The 15,526-nt window shown below is 58.4% G+C and carries 5 protein-coding genes; all 5 read right to left on the bottom strand.

Translation table 11 applies throughout. From position 1 onward, the window contains the following. Positions 1-142: 142 nt before the first annotated feature. The 5 genes from FBR45_RS14265 to FBR45_RS14245 all read right to left on the bottom strand — a co-directional run bounded on the left by FBR45_RS14265 (position 143) and on the right by FBR45_RS14245 (position 15,225). Positions 143-3,520, bottom strand: a complete 3,378-nt coding sequence (locus FBR45_RS14265) for a VCBS repeat-containing protein (RefSeq protein ID WP_138503467.1) — start codon at positions 3,518-3,520, stop codon at positions 143-145. Beyond that, positions 3,517-6,957, bottom strand: a complete 3,441-nt coding sequence (locus FBR45_RS14260) for a VCBS repeat-containing protein (protein WP_138503465.1) — start codon at positions 6,955-6,957, stop codon at positions 3,517-3,519. The genes FBR45_RS14265 and FBR45_RS14260 overlap by 4 nt, the downstream gene beginning before the upstream one ends. 29 nt (positions 6,958-6,986) lie before the next feature. Next, positions 6,987-10,283 carry a VCBS repeat-containing protein gene (locus tag FBR45_RS14255; RefSeq protein WP_246082245.1) on the bottom strand — a complete coding sequence of 1,099 codons (3,297 nt, stop codon included), beginning with the start codon at positions 10,281-10,283 and terminating at the stop codon, positions 6,987-6,989. 137 nt (positions 10,284-10,420) lie between these two features. Beyond that, a complete protein-coding gene (locus FBR45_RS14250) occupies positions 10,421-11,971 on the bottom strand; it encodes a RagB/SusD family nutrient uptake outer membrane protein (protein ID WP_138503463.1) in 1,551 nt (516 codons plus the stop codon). A 152-nt stretch (positions 11,972-12,123) separates the two neighbouring features. Further along, entirely contained in the window at positions 12,124-15,225 is a 3,102-nt protein-coding gene (locus FBR45_RS14245; RefSeq protein WP_246082244.1) for a SusC/RagA family TonB-linked outer membrane protein, read from the bottom strand. Positions 15,226-15,526 lie beyond the last annotated feature (301 nt).

Raw genomic sequence — 15,526 nt, 5'->3', positions numbered from 1 at the left:
CCAGAGAAAAAGAAGATGAAGACCCGAAATACGTATAGAGCCAACCAAACCGATCGGGCTGATAGTCACGCAGGAACCCAGTCGAGACTACTCATCATACCCCCCAATGCCCAACCGCTCTTACACGGGGCAGCTCAGCCGTCTACCGCCCCTGTTCGGGCCAGAATCCCAGCAGGCCGGCGCCGTTGCGACTAACTACCAGCAGCGGCCCCCGGGCTGTACGAACGGGTCGAATATCCCGAATTTCGCCGTCGAGCAGAAACCCGCTCTCTACGGGCGACAGACTGCTGAAATGGCCTTTACCATCGTTTCGCAACACCAGTCCGCTGCTGGCATCGTAACGCCCCTGGTACATACTGGCACCGAAAAAGTTGCCGCCCCCCAGCAAATCGAGGTCGCCGTCGCCGTCAATGTCGATGGGCAGTAACGCGAAGAGTTTTGACACCTGCGCCTGCATCGGCAATTCACGAACGACAAAGGTACCGTTCTGATTTTCGAGATAAACCGAAGCGAACTGGTTAACGGTAAACGCACCGGTACCGCTTAGTTCGCTATCGGTCAGTACGTCGGTCAGGGGTTTGCCGGCAAACGATGCGTAGTTGGTGAAGCGCTTGTTGATGATACCCGGCATCTGCTTGCCCAGCTCGTCCTTGAAGGCCAGTGGATACCAGGTCGGCCCCCGGTTATAGGCCATGATCTGCTCGGTAGTCTGGTTATTGTCGAGGTCCCCGACCCAGAGTTTAAGAGCCGAGTCGGGCGTCTTGCGCAGTTTTGTGTTCGTACCCAGGTTAGCTGCCATCAGATCGAGATCACCGTCGCGGTCGAAGTCAGCGGCTACGATGCGCTGGTAGAATCCGTTGAGGGGCGTATCGCTGGCCGTGATCGTTTTCAACTCGTCGAACCGCCCGTTTCGGTTGGCGAAGATGCGTACCGGCATCCAGTCGCCGACCAGGATCAGGTCCACATCCCGGTCGTTGTCGTAATCGGCCCAGATAGCATCGGTAACCATACCGACCCGACGCAGGCCCGCAGCCCGTTTGTCGGTTTCGTCGGTAAACTGCCCTTTACCATTGTTGATGAGCAGATACGACCGGGGTGATTTCCCGTAGGCGTACCCGACGACCCGCCCGCCCACGAACAAATCGAGGTCACCATCACCGTCGACGTCAGCGGGCTTCACGCAGCTTTTGTTGTCGTACATGGGCGGCAGGGCCTGCGCGGCCCGGCTAAAGTGGCCTTGCCCGTCGTTCAGATAGAGCCGATCGAGGAGCGGCAAGTCCTGCCCGGAAAATTCGTTACCCGCCGAAACCACGTACAGGTCGAGGTCTTTATCCCCGTCGGCATCGAAGAAAACAGCGTCGACATCTTCGCAGGCGGCATCGGCGCCGAAAGCGGCCTGACTCATGGCCGCAAACCGGCCCGACGGCTGCTGCATCAGTAACTGACCGGCCTGGTTGCGGGCCCCACCGGCGTAGATATCGTCAAGCCCGTCGCCGTTCACGTCGCCCACCGCCAGCCGCGGCCCTTCGGTCGACAGTTTGAACGGCATCAGCGACTCCCGCACGAAGTCGTAGTACTGCTTATTTTCCTGATGCACGAACGGCAGCGCTGTCGTGTCGGCAACGGGGGTAAACAGGCGCGTGTCAACGGGAGTAGTGTAGCGGTAGCCGGTGGCATCGAGCCGGGCGTCGGTCTGGCGGAGCGTGAGCGTCTGGCCCGTCGGTACGTTTGTCCGGACTTCCATCTGCTGGTTTGGCCAGATCACGATCAGCGAGTCGATCCGGCGACGACTGCCCAGCCCAAACAGCAATTCGGGCGCTACCGCCGACTCGAATCCCCGCGTAGGCATCAGCTGCTGTACCTGCAGCGAATCCCGCTGCGCGGCCCCGCCGTATTTCAGCACCACTTTTGCGCCGACGCCGAACGTATTGGGGGCGTTGCCTTTCAGCCGGACAGTCAGGTGCTGCCGTTCCGGGAAGAGCCGGTCGGTCTCGTTGCGGTACAAACTGGCCGGGGCATCGATGTTATTCGTAATCAGATCGAGGTCGCCGTCATTGTCGAGGTCGGCGTAGGCGGCTCCGCACGAGACAGAAGGCTGGTCGAAGCCCCAGCTCAGCGACTTATCCTCGAACCGGCCGCTGGCCTGCCCCCGGTACAGGTAGTTACGCACGTTGCCTTCGGGCATTCGTTCGATGGCGCCGGTATTGCCAGCACCAACCTGGGTATAGGGCCCCGACTCGTCGGAGATGTATTTGACATAGTCGAGATCGTTGGGCCGACGCACGATGCCGTTGGCGATGAACAGATCTTTCAGCCCGTCGTTGTCGTAATCGGCCAGCAGGGGCGACCAGCTCCAGTCGGTAGCGGCTACGCCCGCCAGCAGCCCCACGTCCATGAACCGTTTGCCCGACTGACTCATCTGCAAACAGTTGCGGCTGTACTGATCCATATAGCCGTAGGTCAGCTTATACCGGTAGATATCGAGCGGATCTTCGCCCAGCGATGACTTTTCGACGGTTTCGTCGGCGGGGTACATATCGAGCGTGATCAGGTCGGGGTAGCCGTCGTTGTTGACATCGGCCGCATCGTTCCCCATCGAAAACCGGCTCGTATGGCCAAACGCCTGCCGAACGCTTTCGGTAAAACCGCCCCGCTGGTTATTGACATAATAGTAGTCGTCTTCGTGGAAATCGTTCGAGACGTAGATATCCTCCCAGCCGTCGTTGTTCAGATCGGCCACCGAAACGCCCAGGCCGTAGCCCATTTCGGCCCCGAAAATGCCGGCCTGCTCCGACACGTCAACGAAATAAGGCGACGCAGCTGACGACGGTTTCTGCCCCGATGACGGTTTGGGACCCTCATTCCGGAACAGGTAATCGCCTGCTTCGCGGTTGCGGATGGTGCGGATCGAGACGCGGTCGTAGCTGCGGGCGGTATGTACGGCGTGGTTGAGCAGGAAGCAGTCCAGATCGCCATCGTGGTCGTAATCGAAGAATGCAGCCTGGGTCGAGAAGCCCGCAAAGGCCAGCCCGTACTCGGCGGCCCGCTCGGTGAAGGTGCCGTTCCGGTTGTTGATATACAGCTCGTTCGTGCCCCGCAGCCCTTTGAACCGGCTCACCGCACAGACGTAGATATCGAGCCAGCCGTCGCCGTTCACATCGGCCATGGTAACGCCCGTTTGCCAGTCGGCCCGACCCGCCAGCCCGGCCTGTTCGGTAGCGTCGGCAAAGGTGAAGTTGCCTTTGTTCAGATACAGCTTGTTCGGCCCCTGGTTGGAAACGAAATACAGGTCGGTCAGGCCATCGTTGTTGAGGTCGCCGGCCGCTACGCCCCCGCCATTATAGAAATACAGGTAATCGAGAATAGACAGGCTATCGGTGTTGCGCAGCTGGTTAGTAAACGTGACGCCCGTCTGTTGAGCATCCTGCACCCGAAACAGCGGCTCTTCAGCCGGTTCGGACGAGCAACTGGCCAGGGTCATCAGCCACCCAATCCCGATCAGCCCCAGCAGATACCTCATGGTTTCGGACGGTTTTGGACCGCAAACACCTGCGCCCGGTCGTTATTCTTGGCCAGCACGATATACGACTGGCCGTTGGCGCCCCGGGCGGTCTGCATCCGGCGCACCTGCCCCCGTACAAAGAAGCCCGTTTGGGTCGGCTTCGCAGCGCGGAAGTTCAGTTTGCCGTCGCCGGTGAGTAATAGTCCGTAATTGGCGTCGTAGCGACCTATCTCGGGCAGCACGTCGAAAAAGTTACCGGCCAGCAGGATGTCCAGCTTGCCGTCGCCGTTGTAATCGCCGGTCTGGATGGCCTGAACGAGCGAGGTCTGCGCATCGATAGGGAGCGGCTTCAGAGTAAACTGGCCCTTGCCGTCGTTGATCAGGATCGAGGTCTCGGCGGTATGTACCGTCTGAACGGTCATGCCTTCGCGCTGCTGGCTCGAAAAAATATCCTCGAACCCGGCTTTGGCGTAGTCGGTATGCTTGATGTATTTCGTTTTGATGGATGGGATGCGTTTCTGCAGATCGGGTTTGAGTACCATCAGGCACTCGCGGCTCTGTCCGTCCAGGCCCTTCCGGTAGCAGGTCATCACCTGCTCATAGGCTCCGTTCCGGTCGAAGTCGTTGCCGTACAGATGCGCGGGCTCATCGGCCGAAGCGACCATCCGGCTGTTAAGGCCCAGGTTGCCCACAACGAAATCGAGGTCGCCATCGCCGTCGAGGTCGGCGGGCCGGATGGCGTTCCACCAGCCGCCCGATTTGTCCAGCGTTTCGGATGTCATTCGCTCAAACCCTTTGCCAGCCTTGTTTTTCAGGATGGTGATCGGCATCCAGTCGCCGACCAGTACCAGATCGGGAAACTTGTCACCGTCGACATCGGCCCAGACGGCATCTTTCACCATACCGATCTCGTTCGCAAACGGAATCAGCTCTTTAGTCGCGTTCCGGAACGCGCTGCCGCCCTTACCCGTCGACCGGTCGTTGATCAGCAGCAGCTGGTTCGGATGCTGGCCATAGCGCCCCGACACCATCCGACTGCCGACAAACAGATCCTGATCGCCGTCGCGGTCGAAGTCGGCCGCTACCACGCAGGAGTTGTTATCGCTGCTGCGAGGCATGGTACGATCCCAGGTGAAGCGGCCCTTGCCGTCGTTGATGAACAGCCGATCCTGCAGGAAGGTCGGGTCCTCGAACTCGTTGCCTCCGGTAGCCACGTACAGGTCGAGGTCTTTATCCCCGTCGGCATCGAAAAAGGTGGCGGCAATGTCTTCTGTATAAATAGCATCGAGCAGAAACGGCTGTTTCTCGGGCGCAAACCCGGCGCCGTTGGGCTGCTGGAGGTAAAGCGACCGGGGCATGTTGGCGGCCCCGCCCAGAAAGACATCGTCGAGCCCATCGCCGTTCACGTCGCCCACGGCCAGCGCCGGTCCTTCGCGCGAGAGCAGCTGCTTCATCAGCCCATCGCGGTTGTAGTCGACAAAATCGTTTTCGCGGTGAACATAATCCAGCTTCATGGGGGTCGTCACGTCGGTAAACAGGGTCGTGATACCGGCTGGAACCGCTGCCGTACCTGGTGCACGGAAGATAGCGACCTGGTCGGCGTTTTTGTGGGCCAGCGTCAGGGTTGCGTTGGCCGTTGGTCGGCTGATCCGCTGCTTTTTGTCGTCGGGCCAGATGACCGTTACCGAGTCGATGACCGGGTTGCTGCCCAGGCCAAACACCATTGTCAGGTCTACCGACGATTCGAAGCCCCGGTTCGGCATCTGCTGCAGGTACTGTACGTTACCCTGCTGATGTACGTATACTTTGGCCCCGATGGCGTTGAGGTTTTTGCCGTAGCCGTTCAGCTGCACCCGCAGAAAGTTGCGTTTGTGCAGCTCTACCGACCGGTTCTTATAGATCGACACCGGCGCGTTGTTGTTGTTGACAACCAGGTCCAGATCGCCATCGCCGTCGAGATCGCCATAGGCGGCCCCGTTCGAGAAATCGGGCTTACCCAGTCCCCAGTCGGCGGCTTTGTTTTCGTACTGCATACCATTGCCTTTGTTACGGAAGGCGTAGTTGGGCAGCGGAGTAGAAGGCATCCGGTCAACGTATTCTTTGTAGTCGAATTTTTTGGTGCCTTCGATCATGGTCTGCAAATCCGGGTTGTCGGCCAGAAAAGCGATAAAATCCTGATCGGTCAGGTCCTTCAGAATCCCGTTCGCGACGAAAATATCTTTCAGGCCGTCCATGTCCATGTCGAACAGCAGTGCCCCCCAGCTCCAGTCGGTAGCGCTGGCCCCCGCCATCCGGCCCACTTCCGAAAAGGTGTTGTTGCCGTTGTTGAGGTGCAGCATATTGCGCGGGTCCTGGTGGTAAAAATCGCGCGACTCTTTCAGCTGGGTTAGCTCGTAGCTATCGAACGAGGCCGTGGTTTTGAGCCGGTAATCATCGTCGGGCAGCATGTCCGTTACGAAGATGTCGAGCGTGCCATCGTTGTTGACATCGGCAATATCGGCGCCCATGGAGGTGGTGCTGATGTGCCCCATCTGGTTCTTGATATCCTCTTTGAAGGTGCCGTCGCGCTGGTTGATATACAGGTAGTCGCGCTCGTAGAAGTCGTTGGAGACGTAAATATCGGGCCAGTTGTCGTTGTTGACGTCGCCTACGGTAATGCCCAGTCCGAACCCGATCAGACTCCCGTAGATGCCCGCCTGCTCGCTCACGTCGACGAACAGGGGGCAAGCAGTACTTGTAGCACCGGCTTTTGCGGCCCCGCGCTCTACGGCCATGTTGCGGAAGAGTTTGTCGCCCCCGAGCCGATCGCGGATGTCACGGGTGTTGGCAAAGGCTAGCCGGTCCATGGGGGTAAAGCTGTTGTTAAGCAGGTACATATCGAGGTCACCGTCGCGGTCGTAGTCGAAGAAAGCCGCGTGGGTCGAGAACCCACCGTCGACGAGGCCGTATTCAGCCGCTTTTTCCACAAACGCGGGCATGGGCGGCCCGCTTTTACCGGCCCCGGCCGGGCGTATACCCTGGTTGATATAGAGCTGGTTACCGCGGGCATCGCGGCTACCGGAGTTACAGACGTAGATATCCATCAGGCCGTCGCCGTTCACGTCGGCAAAGGTGACGCCGGTTGACCAGAATTTTTTCCCGGTGATCCCGACCTTCTCCGTTACGTCTTCAAACTGCATACCGCCCTTGTTGAGGTAGAGTTTGTTGGCTTCGAAGTTAGACGTCAGAAACAGGTCGGGCAGGCCGTCATTGTTGACGTCGCCGATAGCTACGCCCCCGCCGTTGTAGAAATTCCGGTAGCGAAAGATGTTGAAGTCTTTGCGATCGAGGCTGCGGTTCACGAAATCGACGCCCGTTTGGGTAGCGGGCAGCGTTTCGAACAGCGGCTCTTCCTGGCTGCCGCAAGACCAAAGCGAAACGAGTATGGCGGCCATCAGGCCAGATTTGATCGTCATTGTCTTATACAGATACGGCTTTATAGGCATCAGCGCGTTGGGTTAAGCCCAAGCAGCGACTGCCCGCTCACGCCCATCATAATGGTGTTTCCTACTTTTTTCACGTCCCGCACATCGCCCCGCACAAACAGGCCCGTCTGCTCGGGCGTCATGGCCTCGAAGCGCCAGCCCCCCCGGTTGCTCAAGACGAGTCCATGGTTGGCATCGACCTTACCGATCCGCAACCGCAGCCGGGCGTTATTACCTACGAGCAGCAGATCGGTCGTTCCGTTTTTATCAAAATCACTGGCCAGAATTCCGTAAACGGGTGCGTACTGGGCCGCCAGTGGCAACGCGTGCGGTACAAGCGTTCCGTTGCTGTTCTCCAGCACCAGCGTCCGCAACTCGGTAATCTGTTTTTGCCGGGCCTGCTGGAGTTGCTGCTCGTCGAAACACTGCTCGAGCGTGGCGTCGGCATAGGCTTTGTAATTCGTGAACCGCTTCCGAAGCGAGGGCACCTGTTCGCAGATTTCGTCGCGCGAATAGGCCGGATACACTTTCCCCTGTACGGCATAACTCATGAAAAAGTCGAGCGTGCCGTTCTGGTCGAAATCGTCGTAGGTCAGCAGCGCCGGCTGGTCGCGGCTGGCCCGGAGCTGGGTGTTGAGGCCCAGGTTACCGACAATCAGATCGTCGTCGCCATCGCCGTCGAGGTCAGCTTTTTCGATGCGGCTCCACCAGCCTGTCAGGCTTTCGCTGGTCGAGGGGTTCTGTGGTTTGAGCATTCCCTGCTGGTTGAGCAGTACCGTAACGGGCATCCACTCGCCCACCACCACCAGGTCGGGCCAGCCGTTTTTGTCGAGATCCAGCACGGTGGCATCGGTCACCAAACCCAGCTTACCCAGGGCCCGGCGCGAGAAATTGGCCCGCCCGTCGTTGATGAGCAGGTAGCTTTCTTCGGCCGCCGGATAGCGGTATGGCACGATGGAACCGCCCACGAACAAATCCAGATCACCGTCGCGGTCAATGTCCAGAGCCTTCACACAGCTTCCGTTTTCAGTTTCGGCGGGCAGCGCTTTGGGCACGAACGTACCGCGGCTGTTGAGCCAGAGCTGGTCCTGTCGTTTGCTGGCATTGGGCAATCCGTACCCCCCGTTGACTACGTACAGATCGGGTTGTTTATCCCCGTCGAAGTCGGCCAACAGCGCATCGGCATTGGCTCCGTTGTCCGCGCCGGGCAGCGGGACGGGGCTAAACGTGCCGGGAGCCGTTTGCCGAAACAGCTGACCGGGTTGTCGGGCGCTGCCACCCGCAAATACATCCGCCAGGCCGTCGCCGTCGAGATCACCCACCGCCAGCCGGGGGCCAGGGCTGGTATACTGCATGGGCAGTAGAATCTGCCGGTCGAAGTCGTTGATGGAGTCGATTCGGTGGGTAAACGCGGGGGTGCTGGCTGGCCGGAACAGAGGCTTTACGGCGGGGGCTGCGGGAGTCCGAGCCAACACGGCCTGACGGTGCGTAACGGTCAGCATTTGATTGGGCGCCACCGCTGCCAGCGTCTGGGTTTTGCCGTCGGGCCAGCGAACCGTTACCGCCACCGGCTCCGGACCCGAGCCCAGCCCGAACAGCAGCTGATCATGGCTGCACGACTCGAAGCCGCGCGTAGGGTAAAATTCCTGCGTCTGGGTCTGGCCCCGCCCCCTTACCGTTACCGTTGTGCCGACGCCGAACGGGTTGCCGGCCGGACCCTCGAGCCGAAGTTTCAGGTAAGCGGTTTCGCCCGTTTCGCGGCTGCGGTTGCGGTAGATGCGGGCCGTTTCGTTCAGGTTGTTCGTGATGATGTCCAGATCGCCGTCGTTGTCGAGGTCGGCATAGGCACAGCCGTTCGAGATCGTTGGCTGGTCGAAGCCCCAGCTGGTCTGTTCATTCGTAAACGTCAGGTCGCGGTTATTGCGGAATATGTAGTTCCGGGTGGGCGTGGATGGCATCTGGCGGATCTGTTCCAGCACCGGCATACCCGCAGCCTGATCGGAGAATTTGATAAAGTCGGCGTCGGTAAAATCGCGCAGAATCCCGTTGCTGACAAATACGTCTTTGTAGCCATCCAGGTCGAAGTCGGCCAGCAGCACGCCCCAGCTCCAGTCGGTACCGGCCAGACCGGCCAGCTGACCCAGCTCGGCAAAGCGACCGTCGGCCTGCTGAATCTGGAGCATGTTGCGCATATTCTGGTGCCAGAAGCCGTTGCGGAGCTGGGCCTGGTATACGTTCCAGTTGTCGGGCCAGGGCAGGGTCTTTTGCCGGGCATTGCTTTCGGGCAGCATGTCCAGCGTCATAATGTCGGGGCGGGCGTCGTTATTAAGATCGGCTATATCGGCCCCCATAGCCGAGTAAGAAGTATGCTCTACCCGTTCGCGGAGTTCGTCGCGGAAAGCGGGACCATCTGACGCCGTACCCAGCTGGTTGATGTAGCAATAATCATCTTCTACGTAATCGTTGGTCACGTACAGGTCGGGCCAGCCATCTCCGTTTATATCCGACACCGAACAGCCCAGCCCGAACCCCAGCGGATTACCCTTGATACCGGCTGCTTCCGACACATCGACGAAGCGGGGCGCGGGGCCAGCAACGCCGGGAGTAGCCGCCGAACGGGACGGCTGCTTCGCTTCGCTTCGCTGCTCAACGCTCATGTTGCGGAAGAGCTTATCGCCGGCGTTGGGGTCGCGCTCGGCCCGCATGACAGCGGCTTCCTTACGCTGGTAGTTCTTGAGGTTATGGTTGATCAGGAAGCAGTCGAGGTCGCCGTCGCGGTCATAATCGAAGAAAGTGGCCTGAACAGAATAGCCCGCGTCGGCCAGCCCGTACTCGGCCGCGCGGTCGGTAAAGGTGAGGTCGTGGTTATTGATAAAGAGTTGATTCCGGCGCAGCGAATCGGGCCGTAGTCCCGAGTAGCAGACGTAGATATCGAGCCAACCATCGGCGTTGACATCGGCCAGGGTCACGCCCGTTTTCCAGCCGTTGGCCCGCCCGCCCACACCCGCTTTCTGAGTCAGGTCGTCGAATGTCAGCTCGTCCGTACCCGGCGAAGTCCGGTTTATGTACAGCGCATTGCTGACCTGGTTGCCGGTGAAGAAAAGATCGACCCGACCGTCGTTGTTGAGGTCGCCAGCCGCAACGCCCCCGCCATTATAGAAGTACTCGAACGCGAGCACGTTTTCCTGCTCGGTTTCGCGCAGCTGGTTGACAAACGTAACCCCCGTAGAGGCCGCTTCGGTTTTCTGAAAAAGAGGATCGTTGTTTCGGCACGCGGTCATGCCCAGCAGAACAGCCAGCCAAACGAACTTAGTCATACTATACTAACGAAATAGAACGGCCTGGCGTACGGACTCCATATCGCAAACCGGGTACTATAAATACGAACAGCCGCCCGATGGAGCGGCTGTTCGCGGGATCTGTCCAGACTAGTATCTGGCTTGCCAAACCTGGCTTAGTAGCCGAAGTTCTGCGTCAGGTTGGGGTTGGTATCAACAGCCTGCTGCGGAATGGGGTATACGACCCGGTGGTCCGGCGTTGTGGTGGGCTTCTGATCAAACGGAGCCGTAAACGTACCAAAGCGAATCATGTCGTTCCGGCGCCAGCCTTCCCAATACAACTCACGGCCGCGCTCGGCCAGCAGGTTCGCTTCGGTCACGGTGGTGAACGGCGTAGCGCCCCGAGCCGTGCGGATCTGGTTGACCAGGCTCAGGGCCGTAGCACCACCCGTCGGCGTACCGCCCCGCAGAATCGCTTCGGCTTTCATCAGCAGCACATCGGCATAGCGGAACAGCACGTAGTCGTTACCGGGGTTATCGGTATTTTCGGGGTTGGGCAGGTACTTGATAACCCGGATACCGGCTTTCTCATCCGAGTACAGCAGGTTCAGGTTGGGCGAGTAAACCAGCGGAGCACCCGCCCGGTCGGTCAGGGCCTTGCCGGTCTGGTCGTTTTGCTGACCGACCAGGAATCCTGCCCGCAGGCCGGTCCGGTTGGTCAGGCCCGTGATGGCAGCCCCCCGGCGCTGATCACCGGCTTCGAAGCTGTTGTAGAAATCGGCCAGCGTAGTGAAGCCGTTCCAGCCGCCCGGCGTCTGGTTGTAGTGCAGCGTCATGCGGTAGCGGTTCTGCGCCGATCCCTGCGACGTACCTACTTCGTTGGTGATCACGAAGATCAGCTCTTTCGAGAGGGTCGAGTTATCCCAGTGGAAGTTATCGAAGTACTTACCCGACGTAGTCAGCGAAAACGCACCCGATCCGATAATGGCATCGCAGTTGGCAATTACCGCGTTCATATCGGCCGGGGTAAACGTGTACGGACCGGCAGGCTGCTCCGGGTTCTGGGTAAATACAGCTTTGTTGAGCAGTACTTTAGCCAGCAGGAAACGGGCGCTGTTTTTGTTGGCGCGGCCCGGATCGCCCGTGGCGGGCAGACCGGCAATGGCCGCATTCAGGTCATCGATAATGAACTGGGTAGCCTCGGCCCGGGTCAGTACGCGCGGGTTTGAATCGAAGCTGGCGTTGGCTTCCCGGAACGGCACTTTACCGTACAGGTCGGCTACGTTGTACATGAAGAACGCCCGCAGGAACCGACCTTCGGCCAGTACGTTCGCATTGCTGCTGGCCGCAGCAATCAGTTCGGTAGCCCGGAATACGCCGGTGTTCAGGTTGTTCCAGGTGGCAATGATCTGGTTGTGGGTAGCATCCCAGGTGTGCTGGTGCAACCGGCGCCAGGTGCCGAAGTCGTCCCAGTCGGTACCGCGGGTGGGGCCCATCATTTCATCGGATGCGTGCTCGCCCAGGGCGTAGGTATTGGCCTGATCGGTCAGTCCGTTCACCTGCGCGTATACCCCGTTGAGCAGACCCGTCAGATTGCCCCCGGCAGCCGCACCGGCGGCCAGGTCGACCGGCTGGCCAACTACTTTATCGTCCAGATCCGTACAGCCCACAGCTGTTAACAGCAGCGCACCAACAACGGCAGAAGTAACGTGAATTGAAGTTTTCATTTGTTTGGTTCAGTTGTCTAATTACAAAGAAGTCAGGCTCATTTCTTGAACTATAGAAAGAAACCGTTTAACTAAATTGTTATAAACGAAACAGGTAAATCGATAGATCAGGCAGTCATTGAACAGTCAGCGACTGCCTGATCAGGTGTTACTTAGAATCCCGCACTCACGCCGAACGTAACGATACGCTGCGATGGGAAAGCGGTATAGTCGATACCCAGCGACGGGATACCATCAATCGACTTGTTCGTGTTCACCTCCGGATCAACCCCCGAGTAGCCCGTGATGAGCAGCAGGTTCTGGCCCGTCAGCGACACACGCAGGTTCCGGATCTGTTTGCTGGTCAGCGGTACGGTATAGCCAACGGTCAGGTTCGACAGGCGCGCAAACGAGCCTTTTTCCAGGAAGCGGGTCGATACCAGCGGTGGGTTCAATGCATTTTCGGCGCTGTTGGCCGCATCGACCGTTACGTTACGACCGTTGCGCAGGTTACCCTTGGTGAAAATGGCGTTGGCGGTGTTATTGTAGATGTAGTTACCCGACACGCCGTTCCAGAACATGCTGACGTTGAAATTGCCGAACGATACGTTGTTGGTCACCCCGAAGTTGAAGGTCGGGATGGCGCTGCCTACGTACTCCAGGTTCAGCGACGGATCGGTATAGGTAGCAAACCCGTTGCTGTCGTAGCCGGTGAAGGTCGGCATGAAGAACGAGAACAGCGGCCGGCCGTTCACGATCCGTTGGGCATAGGCACCCGACAGGCCCTGACCGTTGATAGCACCGGTGTTGTAGATACCCGAGAAATTGGTCACTTCGTTCTTCAGGAACGTAGCGTTACCCACAATGTCCCAGCGCACTTTGCTGCCGCGCAGAATGTCGTAGGCTACCTGAAGCTCGACCCCGCGGTTGATCACGTTGGCGTCGAGGTTGATCCAGCGCGCCCGGGCCGGTGCTGGCTGTGCGTAGAGGGCTTCGAACAGCAGATCGGTCGTATTCTTGTTGAAGTAATCGATCGTAGCGGTCAGGCGCCCCCCGAAGAAACCTAGGTCGGCACCGATACCGTACTGAGTCGTCGTTTCCCAGCGCAGGTTGTCGTTCGGGGTAATGTCACGAGCCGTACCCGAGCCGTTATTTACGAAGGTGTACAGGTTACGGGTACGGTTCGAGGGGAACTCCTGGTTACCCGTAATACCGTAGTTGGCCCGCAGCTTGATATCGACACCCAGATTTTTGGCGAACGCTTCGTCCGACACGCGCCAGGCTGCCGCCAGAGCCGGGAATACACCGTACTTATTGTTGGCGCCGAACTTGCTCGAACCATCGGCCCGCACCGTGGCGGTGATCAGGTACTTGTCGTTGATGTTGTAGTTCACCCGGCCAAATACCGACTGCAGTTCGCTCTGGCCCCGGTTCGAGCCAGCGGTGTAGGCTTTGTTGGTGCCGTTGTTGTTGGCACCACCAATGTTATTAGCGTAGGGGAACAGCTCGTCGGCATCCGGAATAAACAGGTTAGCCTGTACGAAGCTATACTGATCCTGAAACTTCTGGTATGAAAAACCACCTACGGCATCGAGGTTACCCACGCCTACTTTCCGGTTGAAATTCAGGGTATGCTCGATCAGCTGCGACGAGCGGTCGTTATTCTGGATCGTTGCCTGACCAGCGTTGTTGGTGATGGCAAAGCCCGGAATATTCCGGAAAATCGACGTACGACGCTCGGAGCTTGAGTTATCGATACCGAAGTTGATCTTATACGACAGACCGTCCAGAATTTTCCAGGTGGCGCTGATGCTGGCCAGCGTCCGGTTGGTACGGCCCTGATCGTCGATCAGATCGAGCAACGACACCGGGTTCCGGAAGGAGTTACCGTTCGGGCGGCCAAAGCTTGTGCTGGTCGGATCTTCGTTATACCCGTCGGGGTTGAAGAAACGGCCCTGCGAATCATAGATCGGATAGGTTGGGTTAGCCTGGATGGCCGAGCCGATGAGGTTACCTTCGAAACCTGCGTTGTCGCTGTTGGGTACGTATACGTCATTAACGTTCGAGGTAGTCAGCGCCAGGTCGATCACAACCTTATCGTCGAATAGCTCGTGCGAGGCATTGATACGGCCCGTCAGACGCTTCAGCGCCGATTTCTTGATAACGCCCTGCTGATCCGAATAGCCCAGCGAGAGGTTATACCGGGTGTTGTCGTTACCACCACCGTAGCTCATGTTGTAGTTCTGCGAGAACGAGGTGCGAAAAATCTGATCCTGCCAGTCGGTCGACGCACCGGCGTTAACGGCCGGCAACGACGCATCACCACCCGCCCGAGTTACAGCCGCAGCGTAGTCAGACGCGCTCAGCAGGTCGTACCGACGAAGCGTTCCGCCTACGCTGGTATTGGCCGACAGGTTGAATGTCTGCTGGCCCGATTTGCCCCGGCGGGTCGTGATCAGGACAACGCCATTCGCACCGCGCGAGCCGTAAATAGCCGCCGACGAAGCGTCTTTCAAGACCGAGATATTCTCGATATCGTCGGGGTTGAGGAAGTTCAGCGGGTTACGGGCCGATTGCGTACCGGCCCCGAAATCGCGGCCACCGCTAGAGGTTTCGCCCCCGTCGAGCGGGATACCATCAACGACGAAGAGCGGGTTGTTACCCGACCGGAGCGACGATGTACCCCGGATACGGATGTTCACCCCGGCACCGGGTTCACCGCTGGCGGGTGTGATCTGGATACCAGCCGCGCGGCCCTGGAGCAGTTGCTCAGGCGACGCAATCACCCCTTTGTTAAAATCTTTGGTACCGATGGCTACTACAGAACCGGTAGCATCTTTGGCGCGCTGGGTACCGTAACCCACCACGACCACCTCGTTCAGCGACTTGGTATCGTCCTGTAGCGTCAGGTTCACTTCGCTCCGGTTACCTACCGCAACCTCCTGTGTAGCGAACCCAATCGAGCTGAACACCAGCGTGGCTCCGCCGGGTACGTCAGACAGCCGATACGCGCCATCGCCATCGGTCGATGTGCCCCGGTTAGCGCCTTTAATTTGTACGGTTACACCGGGCAGGCCAATACCCGATTTGTCAACCACCTTACCCGTCAGGGTTGTGCCCTGCGCCCACGCCAGCTGGTTTCCCAGCAGTAGTACCATGGCCAGTAACGATAAAAAGCCGTAGCAAGCTTTCTTACGAAATGGCTGGGGTTGAGCGCTCCCAACCTGACCTACGTAACCGCCGAAACGGTCACCTGTGTAGGATTTGTCCATCATAGGTTTACAGTAAAATGTTTTGAATAATTAAAAATGGTTTTGGTTACTGGCCAGACGGACTGTCGGCTGTGGCAGCGAGGCCATCCTGCTTTCATAACATTGAATGATCATCATAACAGGGTACAGTCTGGGAGACTGGATTCAGATGGACAGACGTTCGTCAATAAACCACTAAATAAAGCTTTGCAATAGACATAGTATAGCCTATAGTCAAAGTATAATCTATAGCAAAAGTAGCTATCTTGATTTGACAAACGCAAATAGAGAATTGTTAAAATCGGTATACTATTGGTAAATATAG

Origin of the sequence: Spirosoma lacussanchae, assembly GCF_005870035.1 — a bacterium.
Taxonomy (GTDB): Bacteria; Bacteroidota; Bacteroidia; order Cytophagales; family Spirosomataceae; genus Spirosoma; species Spirosoma lacussanchae.
Note: the sequence above shows the minus strand (reverse complement) of the source record. Positions and strands in the feature narration are given on the sequence as shown.